The sequence below is a fragment of the Bradyrhizobium sp. CCBAU 25360 genome (assembly GCF_028128695.1).
GTDB lineage: Bacteria > Pseudomonadota > Alphaproteobacteria > Rhizobiales > Xanthobacteraceae > Bradyrhizobium > Bradyrhizobium ottawaense.
Genome location: NZ_LBJA01000039.1, coordinates 38,867 through 58,823 on the forward strand (window position 1 = coordinate 38,867; position 19,957 = coordinate 58,823).

Sequence of the window (19,957 nt, forward strand, 5' to 3'; positions counted from 1 at the left end):
TCGACTGAAGAGGATTTGTCCATGATCATTCCGACCCATTTCGGCCCGGCTATTCCGATGTTGCGGGCACAGGCGTGGTCCGCATCGGCGTTCGGCCGCCTCGTTTCGCTCGATCTCATGGCCGTCGACCTCCGGTTTGCCCTTGCGAGCGTGGTGGCACGCCCGCTGATCCAGGCTGCGGACGCGCTGGTCCGCCATGTGATGGGCCGTGCCTGGCGGGGGGCCCGTTTCGCAGAAGATATCACGGCTGCTGCCACCATGGTGGCAGCAGCCCGGCACTAGGTTCCGTCAACTTTTCGGTGGTTCAGGAGAAGCTTTCATGATCACGCTCTACGGATTTGGCACCGGCTTCGGCCTGCCGGAAATCAGCCCCTTCGTCACCAAGACGGAGGTGCAGCTCAAGATGGCGGGACTGCCTTACCGGAAGGAGCGGGCAATGCCGCCCGCCTCGCCCAAGGGGCAGCTGCCCTTCATCGACGATGGCGGCGAGGCGGTGGCCGATTCCACCTTCATCCGCGCCCATATCGAGCGCCGATACGGCTTTGATTTCGATGCCGGGCTGTCGCTGACCGACCGCGCGCAGGCCTGGGCGTTCGAACGGATGATCGAGCACCACATCTACTGGGGGCTGGTCGGGGCGCGCTGGGTCGATCCGGTCAATTTCGCCAAGGGGCCTGCGCATTTCTTCGACGGCGCACCGGAGCACAACCGCGAGAAACTGCGCGAGGATGCGCAATTCCGCGTCGCCGAGAACTATCTGCTCTCGGGCCTCGGCCGCCATGGGCCCGATGACGATGTCGAGCTCGCTGTGCGCTCGCTGTTCGCGCTCTCGGTGCAGCTCGGCGACAAATCCTATCTGATGGGCAACAAGCCCTGCGGCGTCGACGCCACCGCCTTCGGTATGCTCGCCGGCATCCTCTCGCCGTTCTTCGAATCGGCCCTGCGTGAGCGTGCCGAGGGCTTTCCGAACCTCACCGCCTATGTCGATCGCATGATGGACAACTACTACCCCGAATTCGCCTGGACCCCGCTGCGGCAGGCGGCTTGAGGCCGCCGTATCCGCGGGCTCGGTGCCCCTCTCCCGCAAGCGGGAGAAGGGGCGCACCGGCGCCTGGGGCCCGCAGCTCGATCTCAAATCCGAAAAACAAAAGAGCCGGCCCATCGGGCCGGCTCTCGTTGTCTCTCAACTTTCGCCGTGTCTATTTCACCAGCGAGTACTTGCCGTTCTTCACCGTCAGCAGGATGCGCGAGCGGTCGTCGAGGCCGTAGCGGTCCTTTTCGGTGAAGTTGTAGACGCCCTGGCTCGCCGCCAGCTCCTTCTCCGTCAGCAAGGCCTGGCGGATCGCTTCGCGGAATTCCGGCGTACCGGGTTTTGCGGTCTTCAGCGCGGTCGGGATGATGCGCTTGAGGATCTCAAAGGCGTCGTAGGAATGGCCAGCGAACTGGCTGCGGCTGTTCGGGCCGTACTTTGCCTCATACGCGGCGTTGAGCGCGAGACCCGGCTTCTTGGTGGCGGCTTCGTCCGGCTGGTCCTCGGGGTCCATCACCGGACCCGACGCCATCAGCACGCCTTCGGCCGCTTTGCCGGCGATGCGGATGAAGTCCATGCTGGCGGCGCCGTGGGTCTGGTAGATCAGGCCCTGATAGCCGCGTTCGCGCAACTCGGTCTGCGGCAGCGCGGCCGCGGTGCCCGACGCGCCGACCAGGATCGCATCCGGGTTGGCGGCGACCAGCTTCAGCACCTGTCCGGTCACCGACGTATCGGGACGGGCGAAGCGCTCCTCGTCGACGATGGTCATGCCCATCGGCACGGCCTGGGCTTTAAGGTCGTTGAACCAGAGGTCGCCATAGGAGTCGGAATAGCCGATATAGCCGAGCGTCTTCACGCCCTTGCTCTTCATGTGCTCGTACAGCACCTTGCCCACGATCGGGATCGGCTGCGGCATCGCCACCGACCACTTCATGCGCTCGGGCGTGATCGGGAAGGGCGCCAGGCCGAAATGCGGAATGCCGGCTTCGTTGGCGACGTTGGAGACCGCGATCGTCGGCGGCGTCAGCGCCGAGCCCATGATGATGTCGGCCTTGGATTCGGTCACGAAGCGGCGGGCGTTGGTGGTCGCGGTGGTGGGATCGCCGCCGTCGTCGAGCACGATCACCTTCAGCGGCACGCCGCCGATTTCCTTCGGCACGAATTCCAGCGCGTTGCGCTCGGGAATGCCGAGCGCGGCGCCGGGGCCGGTCGTGGTGGTGGTGATGCCGATGGTGATTTCGCTGGTCTGGGCCAGCGCGGGCAGCGCCGGCAGGGCAAGCGTCGCCGCGGTGATGGCGGCGGTCAAGTAAAAGCGTTTCATCTATTCCTCCCTTTACGTGTTTCTTTGAAAGCAGAAATCGGGGGGTAATTCAGCCCCCTCTTTTGGCGATGCGGCGATTAGCTCCGGACTTAACTCCCCGTGAATTTGGCTACCATTTCCGCCGGGAACGGTGCCGATTTCAGCTTGTCGGGGTTAACGGGATCGCGACCGACCAGGACGCGGGTCTCGAAACCCTCGATCGCCAGCGCGTCACCCTTGTAGACGTTGTGCTTCACCTCGAAGCTCGAACGCTTGATGCTCTCGATCTTCGTTTCGATGGTGATCCAGTCGCCATAGGTCGAGGGGATGTAGAACTTGGACCGCGTGTCGACCATCGGGATGCCCACCAGGCCGTATTTGCGGACCAGATCCTGCTTGGAGAATCCGGCGACCTCGAACAGGGTCGAGGTCGAATCGTCGAACATCGCGAAATAGCGCGGGTAGTAGACGATGTTGGCGGGGTCGCAATCGCCCCACTGGATCTGTACGTCGCGCCGGTTCACGAACATGTGTCGCGCGCCTTATTTCGGTGCCATGCGCAGCGAGCCGTCGAGGCGCACCACTTCCCCGTTCAGGTAGGAGTTCTCGACCATGTGCAGCGCGAGCGCGGCGAACTCGTCGGCATGGCCGAGCCGGCGCGGGAAGGGGATCGCGGCGGCGAGCGAGTCCTGGGCTTCCTGCGGCAGGTTCGCGAGCAGCGGGGTCAGGAACAGGCCGGGCGCGATGGTCAGCACGCGGACGCCGAACTGCGCCAGCTCGCGCGCGATCGGCAGCGTCATGCCGACGATGCCGCCCTTGGAAGCCGAATAGGCGGACTGACCGATCTGGCCGTCATAAGCGGCAACGGAGGCCGTGTTGATGATGACGCCGCGCTCGCCGGTCGCCTGCGGCTCCAGCTTGGACATCTCGGTGGCGGCCAGGCGCAGCATGTTGAAGGTGCCGATCAGATTGACCTTGATCACCTTGTCGAAATCGGCGAGCGCCATCGGGCCGTCGCGGCCGACGACGCGCTTGGCAACGCCGATGCCGGCGCAATTGACCAGCACGCGCGGCGCGCCAAGAGCCTTGGTCGCCTGCGCGATCGCAGCTTCAGCGGAAGCGGCGTCGGAGACGTCGCAGGTAATCGCCACGCCCTTGATCTCGGCGGCAACGGTCTCGGCGAGCTTGGCATTGAGATCGCAGACCGCGACCTTGGCGCCCTGCGCCGCAAGTTTTCGCGCGGTGGCGGCGCCAAGCCCCGATGCGCCGCCGGTGACGATGGCTGCCTGATCTTTCAACAACATGGCGTTCTCCTGTGGCTTATGTCCGGGTTAGCCGACCGATATCACACGGTCCGACGGATTGGCAGCGTAGAGCTCCTCGATCAATTCGGTGCGGTGCTCGAGCACGGCGCGCTGGTTGATCGAACCCTTGTCGGTGACTTCGCCCTTGTCGATCGAGAGCGGCGTGTCCATCAGGATCGCGCGCGTGATCCGGGTCGAGGAACCCGTGGCTTGGCTGAGGAAACGGGTCAGGCGCTCGCGAAAAGCCTCGCGCACCAGCCGGTCGCGCGTTGCGACGACGAGATCGTCGGTCGGCAGCGTCGGATTGATCAGCCGGCAGCCGTCGAGGTCGAGCACGACCAGCGCCGAGACCTCGTCACGATTGATGCCGGCGATGACGACGTCGCGCACCAGCGGGGCGCAGGCCGCCGTGAGGCGCGCGCGCAGCGGGCCGACGCTGACCCAAGTGCCGCTGGCGAGCTTGAAGTCTTCACCGACACGGCCGTCGAAATCGAAGCCTGCGTTGAGATCATCGGGATCGGCGGGCTTGAGCGCATCACCCATCATGTAAAATCCTTCCTCGTCGAAGGATTTTGCGCTGATGTCGGGCTGGCGCCAGTAGCCGGGCATGACGTTCGGCCCCTTGGCGCGCACTTCCAGCTTGCCGTTGTTCGGCACCAGTTTCGCGTCGTTGCCCGAAACAGGCAGGCCGACATGGCCGGAGCGGCTGGTGCGCGGATTGACCGACATGAAGAACGGCGCGGTCTCGGTCGCACCGAGCCCGGTCAGCATCGGAACCCGATAACCTTTCTCCTTCACCGCGAGCTCGTCGAGGCTGTTCCAGATGAATGGCGACAGCGCGGCGCCGGAGAAGAACATCGCGTGCAGCCGGTCGAAGAACTTTGCGCGCAGGCCCTGGTCGTCGCGCAAATAAGGCAGCAGCGATTCATAGCCCTTGGGCACGTTGAAATAGACCGTCGGCGAAATCTCCTGGAGATTGCGCACGGTCTCCTCGATGCCGCCGGGCATCGGCTTGCCGGCGTCCAGATACATCGAGCCGCCGTTATAGAGCGTCAGGCCGATATTGTGGTTGCCGCCGAAGGTGTGATTCCAGGGCAGCCAGTCGATGATGACGGGCGGCTCGTCCTTGAGGAAGGCGAGCGTCTCGCGCAGCATTACCTGGTTGGCGCAGATCATGCGCTGGGTGTTGATGACGGCCTTGGGATTGCCGGTCGAGCCCGAGGTCAGCAGGAATTTCGCGATCGTGTCGGGGCCGATCTTGCCGTGGACATCGTCGAGATCGCTGCGGATCGGCGTTGCCATGAGGTCGGCGAGCAGGGTGACCTCGCGGCCTGGCACCTCGCCGTAGGACGCGGCGATCTCGGTCCCGAGCGAGACGTTGGCGGCAAGCGCATCGGCGAACTTGTCGGCATCCTCGGCGAAGGCAAGGCCGGGCGTCAGCAGCTTCATCAGGTAAGAAAGCTTGCCGTAATCCTTCGACACCAGCGAGTAGGCCGGCGACACCGGGCAGAACGGAATACCGGCATAGAACGCGCCGAACGCCAGCAATGCGTGGTCGATCGAATTGCCGGAGAGGATGACGACCGGCCGCTCCGCCGACAGGCCGCGCGCAATCAGGGCGGACGCAATGTGACGGCTCGCGACCAGCAGCTCGGCGTAAGTGATCTTGCGCCAGCCGCGGCCGCCTTCGCGCTCGGCCATGAAGACGCGGTCCGGCGTGGTGCTGGCCCAGTGATGCAGGCGGTCGGTGAGGCGAACGGGATAGTCGCCGAGCGCCTGTTTCGGCCGCAGGTAAATCGTGCCGTCGTCGCGGCGTTCGATGTCGACGACGGGATCGCCGAATGAAATGGGCCGCAGCGGGAAAGTGCTCGCGCCGCGCTCCATGCTGGAAGAGGACGGCTGCGCGCTCATGACTTGGGCTTTACCTTTGCGGTCTTGTGTTCGAGGAATTCGCGGATCCTGCGCTTTGCCTCTTTGTCGCTCTGCGCGACGGTCGCCATCAGCGATTCCATCAGCAGGCCGGTCTGCGGATTGGCCTCCGCGATCATCGGCAGCGCCTGGAGCACGGCGAAATTCGTCAGCGGCGCGTTGGAGGCGACCTTGGTCGCAAGCTCCATCGCCTTGCCGAGCCCGTTGCCGGCCTCCGTGACATATTGCGCGAAGCCGTAGGAGGCGCCTTCGGTCGCGCTGTAGACGCGGCCTGTCAGCATCATGTCCATCATCCGGGCGACGCCGATCAATCGCGGCAGCCGCACCGAGCCGCCGCCGCCGACGAAGATGCCGCGCTGTCCCTCCGGAAGCGCGAAATAGGTCGAGGGCTCGGCGACGCGGATATGCGCCGAGCAGGCAAGCTCCAGCCCGCCGCCGATCACGGCGCCCTTCAGCGCCGCGATCACGGGGACGCGGCTGTACTGGATGCGGTCGAACACCCGGTGCCACATCTGGGAATGCAGCAGCCCGCCGGTCGCGTCATGCTCGGTCAGCTCGGAGAGGTCGAGGCCGCTGGAGAAATGGTCGCCGATGCCGTGGATGACGACCGCGCCGATATCCTCGGGCAGGGACGCAAAACACTCGCCGATTTCCAGGATGATGCCGTCGTTGAGCGCATTGCGCTTGGCCGGCCGGTTCAGACCCACGGTCAGAACCCGGTCCGCCCTCTCGATCCGGAGTAGCCCGGAGGCGCCCGCGTCAGCGGTCTCGGCGTTTCCCTGTGTCATTTGCGTCCTTATAAGAATAGTTATGTTGTATAACGAATTTGGCGAGAGTCAATATAGAGCCGGGCGGCGATCCTCACATTCGGTGTCGTCCCGGCGAACGCCGGGACCCATACTCCCGGAGGGGAATTTGGCGAAGATTGGTCGTTTGGTACCCCGACCGCCGGCAACCGATAGATCACGCGGTATGGGTCCCGGCTTTCGCCGGGACGACGAGCGGAGAGCGTTGAAAGGCCGCCGCCCTTCACATCACCTGATGCACGTCGATCACGACGCGATCCGCATGGCGCGCGGCCGAGCCGACGAAGATGTGCTGCATCAGCCAGCGATAGTTCTCGTGCCCGGTCTCGAACCGCGGCACGGTGCGGAAATAGATCAGCTTGGGATCGACCGGCTCGCCGCGCTTGAGCTTCTGCAGCAGCTCGACCGGTCCGAAGCGCATGCCCTTGTTCTCGACATAGACAATGGCGCCGTCGTCGGTCTCGAAGGCGTACTTCGCCTCCAGGTCGATCAGCTCGTTGGGGCGGATGGTCTGGAAGTCGGCGCCGAACGGCAGCACCTTGCCTGATATCGCGCCTTTCACTTCGCCGCCGATGATCGGGATGATGCGGCGAACGCCGATGCCGGTCTCGCCGGCGGTGACGACCTCGCCGATGCGCGCGGTGATGGTGAAAGCGTATTTCGTCTCGAGCGTCGGTGTCGTCATCGCTTCACCCTGTCAATTCGCCATCATCCGCGTCGGCAGCCAGGTCGCCAGCAGCGGGAAGGCGATCAGGATCACGAGGCGGATCAGGTCGGTGACCACGAACGGAATCACGCCCTTGAAGATCGTGGAGAAGGAGACGTCCTTCACCACGCTCTTGATGACGAAGACGTTCATTCCCACAGGCGGGTGGATCAGGCCGAGCTCGACGGTCATGACGATGATGACGCCGAACCAGATCGGGTCGAAGCCGAGATGCGTGATCACCGGGAAGATGATCGGCACGGTGAGGATGATCATCGCCATGGCGTCCATCAGGCAGCCGAGCACGAGATACATCACCATGATCAGCGCCAGCACGCCATAACTGCCGAGACCGAGGCCGGTGAGGAATTCGGTCACTTTCTGCGGCGTCTGCGTCACAGTGAGGAAATAGCCGAAGATCAGCGCGCCGATCAGCACCGTGAACACCGCCGCGGCGGTGCGCGTCGCCTGGAGCAGCGAGGCCAGGATCTTCTCGCGGTCGAGCCGGCCCGTCAGCACGCCGATGATGAATGCGCCGGCGGCGCCGACGCCGCCCGCCTCCGTCGGCGTGAAGCGCGGCAAATAGGGCAGGCCGTAGAGGCCGCCGATCACGAAGATGAACAGCAGCACCGGCGCCCAGATCTCCTTCAGGCCGGCAAAGCGCTCGCGCCACGGCGTCACCTTGCCCTTGGGCAGGAAGTCGGGCCGGAAATAGCCGATCAGGAAGATCGTGATCATGTACATGCTCATCGCCAGCAGGCCCGGGATGATGCCGGCGATGAAGAGCTTTCCGATGTCCTGCTCGGTGATGATGCCGTAGACGGCGAGCACCGTGGAGGGCGGCAGCATCGCGCCCAGCGTGCCGCCCGCCGCGATCACGCCGGTGGCGAACGATTGCGGATAGCCGAAACGGCGCATCTCGGGATAGGCGACGGCCGAGAAGGTCGCGGCGGTCGCAACCGACGAGCCGCAGATCGCGGCAAAGCCGCCGCAGGCGCCGACGGTGGCGATGCCGAGGCCGCCGCGCAAATGTCCGACGAAACCGTTGGCGGCGCGGAACAGCTCGCGGCTCATGCCGGAATTGGACACGAACGAACCCATCAGCAGGAACATCGGGATGACGCCGAAGGTGTAGTCGGTGACCGTGCGCATCGAGGTCTGGCCGACCAGCTTCAGGGCGGCCGTCCCGTTGACGAGATAGGCGAAACCGGACACGCCGACGAGGCCCATGGCCATGCCGACGGGCACGCGCAGCAGCATCAGGACAAACAGGGAAACGAAGCCGATTACGGCGACGGCATCGGTGCTCATGATTACTCCGTCGCCTTCAATTTGGGATCGTGCATATCTTCGGGGTGGAAGATCAGGCGGTAGGTGCGGATCGCGATCAGCAGCACGGCGCAGACGTCGCCGACCCAGGCGATCGCGAAGAACGGCCAGGTCGGCATGTGCATGTCGAAGGTCAGGACATTGTCGTTGTAGGTGCCGCGCACCTTGTCGAACAGCGTCCAGGTCTGCACGGTCACGACGAACAGCAGCACCAGGGTTGCGAACACGTCGATCCAGCGCTGATGGCGCGGCCCGACATTGCCCCAGACGAGGTCGACCGTGATGTGGGTGCCGCGATAGGAGGTCGCGGCGATGCCCCAGAAGATGAGGATGCCGAGCAGCATGCGGCCGATGTCGAACGAATCAGGGATCGAATAATTCAGCGTGTTGCGGAGCAGCACCGACAGGAAGATGTCGAGCGCGACGATGCCGACGAAGCCGGCCGCGATCCATTCGATCGTGTCGATGATGCGGTCCATCCAGGAGCGCTTCATGGGTGTGTCCTATCGAGTGTCGTCATTCTCGCTCTCGACTCCGGCGGCGGCTCTTGCCTCTCCCCGCGTGCGGGGAGAGGCCGCATCGCATCGGAGATGCGATGCGGGTGAGGGGGACTCTCCGCGAGTCCATCTGTCACTCTTTTCGCGGACGCAGCCCCTCACCCCAACCCTCTCCCCGTAAGGACGGGGAGAGGGGGAGGAAGGACCGATCGCGTCGCGGCGTCACTCCGCCAACGCGTTGTACTTCTTCAGCGACGCCTTCAGCTCGCTAAGCGCCGCGTCCGGATCGGCGCCGGCCTTCTTGGCGCCCTCGGACCAGGTCTTCACCAGCGGCTCGGCGGCCTTCTTCCAGACGGCGGTCTGCTCGGGCGCCAGCTTGTAGACCTCGTGGCCGGATTCCGCCTTCACCTTGTCGATGCCCGCATCCTCGAACTTGCCCCAATGCTCGCCGACCACGCCCGCCATTTCGACCGAGCAGTTCTTGTCGATCGCGGCCTTCTGCTTGTCGGACATCGCGTTGTACTTGTCCTTGTTGATCACGAACACGAAAGTCGTGGTGTAGAGCGGCGCCTCCATGTCGTATTTGGTCACCTTGTCGATGCCGAACAGCACCAGGGAACCCCAGGGGAAGGTGACGCCGTCGGCGACGCCGCGCTCGATGATGTCGCGGACCTCAGGCGCCGAGGACTGCACATTGGTGCCGCCGAGCGAGGTCACGAAGTTCGCCATGGTGGCATGCGCCGGGCGGATCTTCATGCCCTTTACGTCTTCAGGCAGCACGATCTTCTTGGTCTTGGAATGGAAGGAGGAGGGCGAGTGGACGAAGGCGAGACAGTATTTGACGTCCTTCATCTCCTTCTCGGCATATTTGCGATACCAGGCGTCCAGCCCCATCGAGCCGCCCTTGGCGTCCGAGATCAGGAACGGCAGCTCGCCGGCGCCGACGATCGGGAAGCGGCCGGGCTGGTAGCCGGGATTGACATAGGTGACGTCGGCGATGCCGTCGCGCGCCATGTCGTAATGATCGAACGCCTTGCCGAGCTGCTGGGCCGGAAACACCTTGCCCTTGATGGTGCCGCCGGAATCCTTCTCGACCGCGGCAGCCCAGTCTTCCAGCGACTTCTGCAGCGGATGCGAAGCCGGCACCCAGTGCGAGATCTTCAAATCGAAGGTCTTGTCCTGCGCGAAGGCAGGCGTCACGCTTGCGGCCAGCAGCAACGCCAGACAGGCTTTCCTCATCACACGTCTCTCCCTGTTTTCGATGGCGGGCTTCGATGGCCCGGTCTCGTTAATTAACATGTTATCTAATCGGCCGGCGCGTTCAAGCCGGAACTGGCGCGCACTTCGCCGCGCCGTCTGCGTCAGCCATGCTGCATGGATTTGTCGCTGCCCGGCGACGGCCCTCCCCTTTTGCCCAACCGTTATATGATATAATTATCGTGCGCGGAGCAACGCGACAAGCGAGCCGCGAGCAAAGCCTACAGGATCGGAAGGAGCAAGTATTGCGGACAAAAGTCGCAATCATCGGGGCCGGACCGGCCGGATTGTTGCTTGGGCAACTGCTGCACGCCTACGGCATCGACAATGTCATTCTGGAGCGGCAGAGCCCGGATTACGTGCTCGGTCGCATCCGCGCCGGTCTGCTCGAGGAGGGAACCGTCGCGCTGCTCGATCAGATCGGCGCCGGGGCGCGGGCGCATGCCGAAGGCCTGGTGCATGAAGGCATCGAGCTCGCCTTTTCCGGCCGCCGTCACCGCATCGACATGAAGGGTGCGACCGGCAAGACGGTCATGATCTACGGCCAGACCGAGGTCACGCTCGATTTGATGAATGCGCGGAAGGCCGCCGGTCTGATCTCGGTTTATGAGGCCAAGGACGTTCAGCCGCATGATTTCGACGGCAGTCACCCGCGCGTAACCTGGGAGAAGGACGGCGTCACCCACACGCTCGATTGCGACTTCATCGCCGGCTGCGACGGCTTTCACGGCGTCAGCCGCGCCAGCGTTCCGACCTCGGCGATCGAGGAGTTCGAGCGGGTCTATCCCTTCGGTTGGCTCGGCATCCTGTCGGAGACGCCGCCGGTCAGCCATGAGCTGATCTACTCCAACCACGCGCGCGGCTTTGCGCTTTGCACCATGCGCTCGACCAGACGCAGCCGCTACTATGTGCAGTGTTCGCTCGACGACCATGTCGACCAATGGCCGGACGAACGCTTCTGGGACGAATTGAAGCGCCGGCTCGACCGGGAGGCGGCCGACAGCCTCGTCACGGGCCCCTCGATCGAGAAGAGCATTGCGCCCTTGCGCAGCTTCGTCGCCGAGCCGATGCGCTTCGGCCGGCTGTTCCTGTGCGGGGACGCCGCCCACATCGTGCCCCCGACGGGCGCCAAGGGACTGAACCTCGCCGCCAGCGACGCACATTATCTGTCGGGCGCGCTGCGCGAATTCTACGACGAGAAATCCAGCGCCGGCATCGACGCCTATTCCACCACGGCGCTGGCGCGGGTCTGGAAGGCGGTGCGCTTCTCCTGGTGGATGACCTCGATGCTGCACAAATTCCCCGACACCGGCACCATCGGCGCGCGCATCCAGCTCGCCGAGCTCGACTACGTCACGCAGTCGCAGGCCGCGATGACGTCGCTGTCGGAGAATTATGTGGGGTTGCCGTTTTAAGACAGTCCGTAGGGTGGGCAAAGGCGCTCTTGCGCCGTGCCCACCACCTTCCCATGATTGCGAAAGCGCGTGGGCACGCTTCGCTTTGCCCACCCTACGGCGCCGTCATTGTGGCGCCTTCCGTTTCAAACACTCGCGCAAATTCCGTTTGAAACTTTGTAATTGATGCAACCGTCACGTCTATCGCGTTCAATGCCGGCGACCAGCAACGCGAGACCGCCATGACCTCTCCCGACATCCCCACCGGCTTCGAGCCGCATTTCCGCAAAGCGCCGCTCACCGATCCCTGGGAGCCGCTCTATTCGAAGAAGTCCGACAAGGGCGTCACCGTGGGGCTGCGTCTGGCGACGCCGCACACCAACGCGCGCGGGCTGATTCACGGAGGGCTGATCGCCGCGCTGGCCGATGCCGCCATGGGCTATAGCTGTGCCCAGGCAACGGGCTGGACCACGTCGTTCGTGACGATCTCGCTGTCGGTCGACTATGTCGGCGCCGCCGAGATCGGCCAATGGCTCTCGGTCGAAGGTGAGGCGATCAAGACCGGCTCTACGATCTGTTTTGCACAATGCCTGGTCAAAGCCGACGATGCCGTGATCGCGCGCGCCAGCGGCACGTTTCGGGTGGTGCCGAAGAAGGGGTGACGCTCTCGCTCTCCGTGTCCCGGACGCGGTGCGGCGCGAAGTGCCACTCCGCAGAGCCGGGACCCATGCCTCGGCATGATATCGCGCCGCCTTCTGGGCCCCGGCTCAGCATCGCATCACTGCGTGCTGCGATGCGTCCGGGGCACGAGAGCTACCCAAACCTCCACTCCGCCGTCTCCACCACGAGATCGACGAACGCGCGCACCTTGGCCGAGAGCAGCCGCGAGGTCGGGTAGATGATGTGGATCGGCAGCGCCGGCTGCTCGTACTTCGCCAGCACGATTTTCAGCCGTCCGCGCTTCAGCCCCTCGGCGGCCTGATAGGCCAGCACGCGCGTCACCCCGCCGCCGGCTTCGGCATATTGCAGGGCGGCGTCGGCGCTGTTGCTGATGAAGCGGGGCGATGGCGTGACCTCGATGTCGCGGCCGTCGTGCACGAAGTGCCAGCTGGCGGACGGGCCGAACTGAATGGTCTGGTGTTCGAGCAACGCCTCCGGCGTCTTCGGCTCGCCGTGGCGCTTCAGATAGCCCGGCGTCGCCACCACGATCCGCCGCATCTCGCCGACCTGGCGCGCCACCAGCGAGGAATCGGCGAGATGACCGATCCGCACCGCGACATCGACGGCGTCCTCCACGAGATTGACGAGATGGTCGGACAAGCGCAATTCCCCGCCGACCTCGGGATAGCGCTTGAGATAGTCGGTCATGACCGGCCCGACATGCAGCCGGCCGAAGCCGACCGGGGCCGATACCACCAACCGTCCGCTCGGCCGGTGGCGCTCCTCCCGCGCCGAGCCGTCGGCCTCCTCGACATCGGCGAGGATGCGCCGCGCGCGCTCCAGATAGCGCGTGCCGACGTCGGTCAATCTCACCTGCCGGGTGGTCCGCTGCAGCAGCCGGGCGCCGAGATGCTCCTCCAGCGCCGCGATCAGCCGCGTTACCGCCGAGGGCGACAGGTGCAGCTTGCGCGCCGCCGGCGCAAAGCCGCGCAGATCGGCAACGGTGACGAAGACGTGCATGGCTTCGAGGCGGTCCATCTCATTATTGCATATATCGCAACGATGAAGTGTCAAGCCGGTAGATTGTTTTGGCCGCCGGGAGGTACATTTTATCGAGGAGAAACGCAGACATGCGCCGGGATTTCAGGAGATGTTCCGATGACGGCAACTCACACCTACGCCAGCGACGTGGCGTTCACGCCGGCGGTGAAATCGATCCAGACCCGAAAGGGATCACGCGAAGGCTATGCTCACGCCGAGCAGCGTGGCTGGCGCACCGAGGTCGATGAGAATCTCGCGTCGTTCCTGGCTGACGCCGACAGTTTCTATTTCGCCACTGCCTCGGCCGACGGCCAGCCCTACATCCAGCACCGCGGGGGTCCCAAAGGGTTCTTGAAAGTGCTGGACAAGCAGACGCTGGCCTTCACGGACTACGCCGGCAACCGGCAATACATCACGCAGGGAAACCTGTCCGAGAATCCCAAGGCCTACATCTTCGTGATGGACTACGCCCATCGCCGCCGCGTGAAGATCTGGGGCGAGGCGCGCGTCGTCGAGGACGACGAGGCGCTGACGACGTCGCTAATGCCGAAGGGCTACCGCGCCCGGCCGGAGCAGGTGATCCTGTTCAAGATCGCGGCCTGGGACACCAACTGCCCGCAGCACATTCCGCAGAAGTTCGACGCAGGCGATGTGGCAGCGGCGTTGGCGGTGAGGGACGCGAGGATTGCAGAGTTGGAGGCCGAGGTGGCGGCGTTGAAGGGCGGTAAGGTGACAGGAGCTACGTAACGCCGCGCGCTTACCCTCCCCTGGAGGGGGAGGGTCGGTCGCGTGGAGCGCGAGCGGGGTGGGGTGATCTCTCAACACGGGCAGTGTTCTACGCGGAGGGACCGTCACCCCACCCCGCTTCGCACATCGCTGCGCTCTTTGCGAAGCGACCCTCCCCCTCCAGGGGAGGGTAAGAATCAGATCACGCTCTCACCTTCGTGCTGGAAGCCGAGATAGCTGGCCGCAACCCGCTCGTTCGCGGCGATATCGCTGGCCTTGCCGGAGAGCACGAACTCGCCGAGCTCCATCACATAGGCCTGGTCCGCGATCTTCAGCGCGGCCTGCGCGTTCTGCTCGACCAGCAGCACCGAGACGCCGCTGGCGCGGAGTTCGGTGACGATGCGGAAGATGTCGGCGACGATGATCGGGGCGAGGCCGAGGCTCGGCTCATCCAGCATCAGCAGCTTCGGCTCGCCCATCAGCGCGCGCCCCATCGCGAGCATTTGCTGCTCGCCGCCGGAGAGCGTGCCGGCGAATTGCTTGCGGCGCTCCTTGAGCCGCGGAAACAGCGTGTAGACGCGTTCCATCGAGGCTTTCGCCTTGCTTCGCTCGATGCGGAAGGCGCCGAGCTCGAGATTGTCCTCGACATTCATGGTCACGAACAATTCGCGGTGCTCCGGGACGAGGCCAAGCCCCATCGCGACGCGGTCCTCGATGTCGAGCCTGGCGAGATCCTGGCCGGCAAAAGTGACCCGGCCTTTCAGCGGCAGGATGCCCATGATGGCGGAGAGCAGCGTGGTCTTGCCGGCGCCATTGGCGCCGACGATGGTAACGATCTCATTCGCGCCGACCTCGAGCGAGACCGAGCGCACCGCCTCGACCTTGCCGTAGGCGACATGGGCGTCGGTGACGGACAACAGCGCGCTCATGCCGCCACTCCGAGATAGGCCTTGATCACTTCGGGATTGGTCTTGATCGTGGCGGGGGTGCCTTCGGCGATCTTGGTGCCGAAATCGAGCACCACGATGCGGTCGGCGAGGTTCATCACGAAGCCCATGTCGTGCTCGACCAGGAGGACGCTCATGCCGCCGTCGCGCAAGTCGCGCAGCAGCTTGGCGAGCTGCTGCTTTTCCATGTGGCGCAGGCCGGCGGCCGGTTCGTCGAGCAGCAGCAGCATCGGATCGACGCAGAGCGCTCGGGCGATCTCGACGATGCGCTGCTGGCCGAGCGAGAGGCTGCCTGCGAGCTGGTGCATGTGGTCGGCAAGGCCGACGCGCTCGATCTGGCGGGCGGCCTCCGCGAGCAGTTTGGCTTCGTCGGCGCGGTCGAGCCGCAGCATCGAGGAGATCGGGCCGGAATGGCCGCGCAGATGCGCGCCGATCGCGACGTTCTCCAGCACGGTCATGTCAGGGACCAGCTTCACATGCTGGAAGGTCCTGCTGATGCCGAGCTTGACGATCTCCTGCGGCGGCGCCTTGTCGACCTTCTTGCCGAGCACCGAGACCGAGCCTGACGTGGCCGACAGCACGCCGGTGATCAGGTTGAAGGTCGTGCTCTTGCCGGCGCCGTTCGGGCCGATCAGCGCGACGATCTCACGAGCCTGGACGTCGAAGGAGACGTTGTTGACGGCGACCACGCCGCCGAACTGTTTTCGCGCCTTGTCGACCTGGAGCAGGATGTTGGACTCGCCGGGCGCGCGCGGACGCTGCTCCAGCTTCAGAGAGGTGTCCGGCTTCTTGCCGCTGGTCCGCTCCGGCAGGAACGACATCAGCCACGGCCAGAGGCCGCCGGGCGCAAGTTGCAACAGCGCCACCAGCATGATGCCGAACACGATGGTCTCGACCTGGCCGGAACCGGGCAGGATCAGCGGCAGATAGCTCTGCAGCACCTCTTTCAGGACCACGACGATCGCCGCGCCCAAAACGCCGCCCCAGACATAGCCGGCGCCGCCGACCACCGCGATGAAGAGATATTCGATGCCGGCCTGCGCGCCGAACGGCGTCGGGTTCACCGCGCGCTGGAGATGCGCGTAGAGCCAGCCGGAGAGGCCGGCGAGCACGGCGGCATGGATGAACACCAGCAATTTGGCGCGCGGCGTGTGCACGCCGAACGCCTCGGCGGCGACATGGCCGCGCCGTAGCGCGCGGATGGCGCGTCCGGTGCGGGAATCCAAGAGGTTCATCGTCAGCAGCGCCGAGACGATCACGGCGACCCAGATCGCGTAATAGATCGAGCCGGGCGAGAGCATCTTGAACGTGCCGACCGACAGTGGCGGGATCGCCGAGATGCCGTCGTTACGGCCGAGAAACTCCAGCTTGCTGAAGAGATAGAACAGCCCGAGCCCCCAGGCGAGCGTGCCCAGCGGAAGATAATGGCCGGAGAGACGGACGGTGATCAGCCCGAGCAGCACCGCCAGCGATCCGCTGACCAATAGCGACAGCGGCAGCGTCAGCCAGGGCGACAGGCCGTAGGCCGTCGACAGCACCGCGGTGGTGTAGGCGCCGAAGCCGACGAAGGCTGCCTGTCCGAACGAGGTCAGGCCGCCGACGCCGGTCAGCAGCACGAGGCCCATCGCGACGAGGGCCGCGAGGCCGATATTGTCGAGCAGCACGATCCAGAACGGCGGCATGCCGGGGACGAACGGGATCACGGCCATGACGGCTGCGAAGACGATGATGGGAAGGCGGCTCTGCATTTCAGCCTCAGTCCTTCTCTTCTTCGACGGCGGGCGCGGCGAGCGAGCGCAGCAACAACACGGGGATCAGCAGCATGAAAACGATCACCTCCTTGTAGTTGGAGGCATAGAAGGACGAGAACGCCTCGACGAGGCCGACGACCAGCGCCGCGGCGGCGGTTAAGGGGTAGCTGACGAGGCCGCCGATGATGGCGGCGACGAAGCCCTTCAGGCCGATCAGGAAGCCGCTGTCATAGTAGAGCGTCGTGATCGGCACGATCATGATGCCTGACAACGCGCCGATGACGGATGCCAGCAGAAAGGCGATCTGCCCCGACAGCGTGGTGCGGATGCCGACGAGCCGCGCCCCTAACCGGTTCACGGCGGTTGCGCGCAGCGCCTTGCCGTAGAGTGTCAGGCCGAAGAACAGCCAGAGGGCGACGATGAAGGCGATGGTGATGCCGTAGACGGTGAGGCTCTGGCCGGTGAAGCGCAGCGAGCCCGCGGTGAACGCGCCGGACAGCACGGCAGGTCCGCGCTGGCCTTCGGCGCCGAAGAACAGCAGGCCGAGGCCCTGCAGTGCCAGATGGACACCCACGGATGCGATCAGCAGCACCAGCACGGAGGTGTGTGCCAGCGGCTGGAATGCGACGCGGTAGAGATAGAGGCCGATCATTGCCACGATCATCAGCGACAGCGCGATCGAGACCGCGACCGGCGGCTTCTGGGCTGCGAAGTAAACCGTCAGCGCCAGCACGATGGCTGGCAGCACGATATTGGTGAGGGCGCTGCGCACGATCAGGCGGCCGTGCAGCGCCTTGCGCGCGACGAACAGGTCGAAGGCGAAAGCGCCGATGCCGAGCGCCAGCGCGAGCTTTGCCGTGCCCGGCATCTGGCCCGCGGCCAGCGAGGCGTAGGTCAGTGCGCCGTAGGTGACGAATTCGCCCTGGGGAATGAGGATGACGCGGGTGACGGCGAACACCAGCACCAGCGCCAGGCCGAGCAGCGCATAGATCGCGCCATTGGTGATGCCGTCCTGCACCAGGAACAGCATGATGGTGGTATTCAAGACCGGACGCTCCCCCTAAAGATTACGGACCGGTCCCCTCGATCGCGGTGGACGGTCCGCTCACAGCCATTGAAAAACGCATGCGATATTTGATATGGTCCATAACAATTATCAAATATAACATCAAGGGCGGGAACGATCCCTCCCGAATTTAGCGGGATTACGAGCGCGAGGCGATGACCGTTTCCAAAGCCGCTGAAAAGTCCTCCGAAAAGCCTGCCGACTCGGCCAAGGGCCGCAAGGACGCGGCCGAGGTGCAAGGCCAGGGGGCTGCTGGCGAAGCGCTCCAGCTCGGCGAGCTCTCGGAACAGCTCGGCTATGTGCTGAAGCGGGCGCAGCTCAAGGTGTTCGAGAACTTCCTGCGCTGCATGGCCTCGCTCCAGCTCACGCCGGCGCAGTTCTCCGTGCTGCTGCTGGTCGAGAAGAATCCCGGCCGTAACCAGACCGAGATCGCCTCCACCCTCGGCATCCTCAGGCCGAACTTCGTGGCCATGCTCGACAATCTCGAGAGCCGCGACCTTTGCGCGCGGATCCGCTCCACCAACGACCGCCGCTCGCACATCCTGGTGCTGACCGACAAGGGCAAGGCGGTGCTGGCCCGCGCCAAGAAGCTGGTCGCCACCAAGCACGAGGCCCGGCTGAACGAGTTGCTCGGGCAGGCCAACCGCGAAGCCCTGATCGCGATGCTGGCGAAGGTCGCGAACGAGTTCTGAGGCGGCGCTCCACGTCCGCGTCATGCCCAGGCTTGGCCCGGGTGTCCACGTTTTTGGGCAGCGAGGGAAGGCGTGGATGGCCGGGTCAAGCCCGGCCATGACGGGCGAGAAATCTCAGCCTCAATCCACCAAAATCACCCTGATGTCGTTCACGTTGGTCAGCGTCGGGCCCGGCAGCAGCAGGTCGCCGGTCGCCTCGAAGAACGTCGTGGCGTCGTTGTTGTCCAGGTACGCTTGCGGCTGAAGCCCCTGCGCCTTCATCTTTGCGAAGGTCGTCGCGTCGATCAGCGCGCCGGCGGGGTCGGTGGGGTTGCCGGCGCCGCCGTCGGCGCCGTCGGTGTCGCCGGCCAGCGCCGAGATGTCAGGCGTGTCCTTGAGCAGAGCGGCGAGCGCCAACGCGTATTCCTGGTTCGGCCCGCCACGTCCATTGCCGCGCACCGTGACGGTGAGCTCGCCGCCGGAGAGGATCGCGAGGCGCTTGCCTTGCGCGCGCGCTTGCAGCGCCAGACTGGCGTGAGCGGCGGCGACCTCGCGCGCCTCGCCTTCGAGATCGGCGCCGAGGTCGATGGTCTCGTAACCGGATTCGCGCGCGAGCTTCACCGCGGCGTCGAGCGACTGCTTGGGCCGCGCGATCAATTCGAAATGCGCGCGCGAAAAGGCGGCATCGCCGGGCTTGCAGCTTTCGTTGGCGGGATCGTCGAGCGCGCGGCGCACGGCATCGTCGATGTCGAGCTTGTATTTCGCGACGATGGCGCGCGCATCGGCAAGCGTGGTCGGATCAGGCACGGTCGGGCCGGAGGCGATCGCGGAAGCGTCGTCATGCGGCACGTCGGAGATCGCGAGCGTCACGATCTGGGCGGCGTTCTTGCCGGCACGCGCAAGGCGTCCGCCCTTGATCCGCGACAGGTGTTTGCGCACGACGTTCATCTCACCGATCGGCGCGCCCGAGCGTAGCAGCGCCTTGTTGACCGCCTGTTTCTGCGCGAAGCTGATACCGTCGCTGGGCGCGATCCAGTTCGCCGAGCCGCCGCCGGTGAGCAGCACCAGGAGCAGATCGTCCGGCCCGGCCTCGCCTGCGAGCGCGAGCGTGTCGGCCGCGCCCTTGAGGCCAGCCTCATCCGGCACGGGATGCCCGGCCTCGACCACGCGGATGCGGCGCGTCGGCACGCCGTAGCCATGGCGCGTGGTGGCGATGCCGACGAGCCGCTCCGGCGCCAGCTTGAGCGTGTCGAGATAATGCCGTTCGGCTGCCGCGGCCATGGCGCCCGCGCCCTTGCCGGCGGCGAGGCAGATCACGCGTCCTCTTGGCGCGGGCCCCAAATGCGGCGCCAGCACCACATTGGGATGGGCAGCGGCAACGGCGGCGTCGTAGAGCGCGCGGAGCAGGGGACGGCGGTCGGTCATGACGATGGCCTTCGGCAGACGGAACAAACTGGCGACACACGCCGCCGTTCACCTGCCTAGCGCATCGGCGGCCAAAGCGTAAGCCGGCTGTGTCATCATTCGAATATGCAATCGCGTG

Annotated in this window: 20 protein-coding genes; 6 read left to right on the forward strand and 14 right to left on the reverse strand. The window is 65.1% G+C overall.

Annotated features, from left to right (window positions below; genetic code table 11):
• Positions 1 to 21: 21 nt before the first annotated feature.
• Together XH81_RS17925 and XH81_RS17930 are read left to right on the forward strand one after the other, a co-directional pair.
• On the forward strand, positions 22 to 282 hold the full coding sequence (locus tag XH81_RS17925; protein ID WP_018321420.1) for a hypothetical protein: 261 nt from the start codon (positions 22 to 24) through the stop codon (positions 280 to 282).
• A gap of 37 nt (positions 283 to 319) precedes the next feature.
• Positions 320 to 1,048 (forward strand): glutathione S-transferase family protein, encoded by a 729-nt coding sequence (locus XH81_RS17930; RefSeq protein ID WP_028142153.1) that lies wholly within the window; start codon positions 320 to 322, stop codon positions 1,046 to 1,048.
• 151 nt (positions 1,049 to 1,199) lie between these two features.
• Here the strand turns inward: XH81_RS17930 and XH81_RS17935 are convergent, their stop codons facing one another.
• The 9 genes from XH81_RS17935 to XH81_RS17975 all read right to left on the reverse strand — a co-directional run bounded on the left by XH81_RS17935 (position 1,200) and on the right by XH81_RS17975 (position 10,140).
• The gene (locus tag XH81_RS17935) at positions 1,200 to 2,351 is read right to left on the reverse strand and encodes an ABC transporter substrate-binding protein (protein ID WP_038950093.1); all 1,152 of its coding nucleotides are present in this window, start codon (positions 2,349 to 2,351) and stop codon (positions 1,200 to 1,202) included.
• An 89-nt stretch (positions 2,352 to 2,440) separates the two neighbouring features.
• Positions 2,441 to 2,860, reverse strand: a complete 420-nt coding sequence (locus tag XH81_RS17940; protein ID WP_028142151.1) for an acyl-CoA thioesterase — start codon at positions 2,858 to 2,860, stop codon at positions 2,441 to 2,443.
• Between the two features lie 12 nt (positions 2,861 to 2,872).
• Positions 2,873 to 3,634 carry an SDR family NAD(P)-dependent oxidoreductase gene (locus XH81_RS17945; protein WP_028142150.1) on the reverse strand — a complete coding sequence of 254 codons (762 nt, stop codon included), beginning with the start codon at positions 3,632 to 3,634 and terminating at the stop codon, positions 2,873 to 2,875.
• Positions 3,635 to 3,661: 27 nt separating this feature from the next.
• Positions 3,662 to 5,545 (reverse strand): feruloyl-CoA synthase, encoded by a 1,884-nt coding sequence (locus tag XH81_RS17950; protein ID WP_271596316.1) that lies wholly within the window; start codon positions 5,543 to 5,545, stop codon positions 3,662 to 3,664.
• Complete coding sequence (locus tag XH81_RS17955) at positions 5,542 to 6,351, reverse strand: crotonase/enoyl-CoA hydratase family protein (RefSeq protein WP_028142148.1); 810 nt, start codon at positions 6,349 to 6,351, stop codon at positions 5,542 to 5,544. Before XH81_RS17955 ends, XH81_RS17950 begins: the two co-directional genes overlap by 4 nt.
• 241 nt (positions 6,352 to 6,592) lie before the next feature.
• Positions 6,593 to 7,054 carry a DUF3237 domain-containing protein gene (locus XH81_RS17960; protein WP_038950090.1) on the reverse strand — a complete coding sequence of 154 codons (462 nt, stop codon included), beginning with the start codon at positions 7,052 to 7,054 and terminating at the stop codon, positions 6,593 to 6,595.
• Between the two features lie 12 nt (positions 7,055 to 7,066).
• Positions 7,067 to 8,386 (reverse strand): TRAP transporter large permease, encoded by a 1,320-nt coding sequence (locus XH81_RS17965; protein ID WP_038950089.1) that lies wholly within the window; start codon positions 8,384 to 8,386, stop codon positions 7,067 to 7,069.
• A gap of 2 nt (positions 8,387 to 8,388) precedes the next feature.
• Positions 8,389 to 8,898 carry a TRAP transporter small permease gene (locus XH81_RS17970; RefSeq protein WP_018321429.1) on the reverse strand — a complete coding sequence of 170 codons (510 nt, stop codon included), beginning with the start codon at positions 8,896 to 8,898 and terminating at the stop codon, positions 8,389 to 8,391.
• A gap of 225 nt (positions 8,899 to 9,123) precedes the next feature.
• The gene (locus tag XH81_RS17975) at positions 9,124 to 10,140 is read right to left on the reverse strand and encodes a TRAP transporter substrate-binding protein (RefSeq protein ID WP_028142145.1); all 1,017 of its coding nucleotides are present in this window, start codon (positions 10,138 to 10,140) and stop codon (positions 9,124 to 9,126) included.
• Positions 10,141 to 10,403: 263 nt separating this feature from the next.
• On the opposite strand from XH81_RS17975, the gene pobA reads away from it, so the two are divergent.
• Complete coding sequence (gene pobA, locus XH81_RS17980) at positions 10,404 to 11,573, forward strand: 4-hydroxybenzoate 3-monooxygenase (RefSeq protein WP_028142144.1); 1,170 nt, start codon at positions 10,404 to 10,406, stop codon at positions 11,571 to 11,573.
• Positions 11,574 to 11,794: 221 nt separating this feature from the next.
• Positions 11,795 to 12,214, forward strand: a complete 420-nt coding sequence (locus XH81_RS17985) for a PaaI family thioesterase (RefSeq protein WP_028142143.1) — start codon at positions 11,795 to 11,797, stop codon at positions 12,212 to 12,214.
• Positions 12,215 to 12,365: 151 nt separating this feature from the next.
• On the opposite strand, the gene XH81_RS17990 is transcribed toward XH81_RS17985, so the two are convergent.
• Positions 12,366 to 13,250 carry a LysR family transcriptional regulator gene (locus XH81_RS17990; protein WP_028142142.1) on the reverse strand — a complete coding sequence of 295 codons (885 nt, stop codon included), beginning with the start codon at positions 13,248 to 13,250 and terminating at the stop codon, positions 12,366 to 12,368.
• Positions 13,251 to 13,370: 120 nt separating this feature from the next.
• Here XH81_RS17990 and XH81_RS17995 point away from each other — a divergent pair, with 120 nt between their 5' ends.
• Positions 13,371 to 14,000 (forward strand): pyridoxamine 5'-phosphate oxidase family protein, encoded by a 630-nt coding sequence (locus tag XH81_RS17995; protein WP_028142141.1) that lies wholly within the window; start codon positions 13,371 to 13,373, stop codon positions 13,998 to 14,000.
• Positions 14,001 to 14,176: 176 nt separating this feature from the next.
• Here XH81_RS17995 and XH81_RS18000 read toward each other — a convergent pair whose 3' ends face one another.
• Genes XH81_RS18000 through XH81_RS18010 form a run of 3 tightly spaced genes read right to left on the reverse strand, consistent with a single transcriptional unit; the run spans position 14,177 to position 17,722 of the window.
• Entirely contained in the window at positions 14,177 to 14,908 is a 732-nt protein-coding gene (locus XH81_RS18000) for an ABC transporter ATP-binding protein (RefSeq protein ID WP_028142140.1), read from the reverse strand.
• Positions 14,905 to 16,674: a branched-chain amino acid ABC transporter ATP-binding protein/permease gene (locus XH81_RS18005; RefSeq protein WP_049801961.1), complete on the reverse strand. Its 1,770-nt coding sequence runs from the start codon at positions 16,672 to 16,674 to the stop codon at positions 14,905 to 14,907. Before XH81_RS18005 ends, XH81_RS18000 begins: the two co-directional genes overlap by 4 nt.
• A 7-nt stretch (positions 16,675 to 16,681) precedes the next feature.
• A complete protein-coding gene (locus XH81_RS18010; protein WP_028142139.1) occupies positions 16,682 to 17,722 on the reverse strand; it encodes a branched-chain amino acid ABC transporter permease in 1,041 nt (346 codons plus the stop codon).
• Positions 17,723 to 17,898: 176 nt separating this feature from the next.
• Between XH81_RS18010 and XH81_RS18015 the strand changes: the two genes are divergently transcribed.
• Entirely contained in the window at positions 17,899 to 18,435 is a 537-nt protein-coding gene (locus XH81_RS18015) for a MarR family winged helix-turn-helix transcriptional regulator (protein ID WP_028142138.1), read from the forward strand.
• Between the two features lie 120 nt (positions 18,436 to 18,555).
• On the opposite strand, the gene XH81_RS18020 is transcribed toward XH81_RS18015, so the two are convergent.
• On the reverse strand, positions 18,556 to 19,839 hold the full coding sequence (locus tag XH81_RS18020; protein ID WP_028142137.1) for a glycerate kinase type-2 family protein: 1,284 nt from the start codon (positions 19,837 to 19,839) through the stop codon (positions 18,556 to 18,558).
• Positions 19,840 to 19,957: the final 118 nt, after the last annotated feature.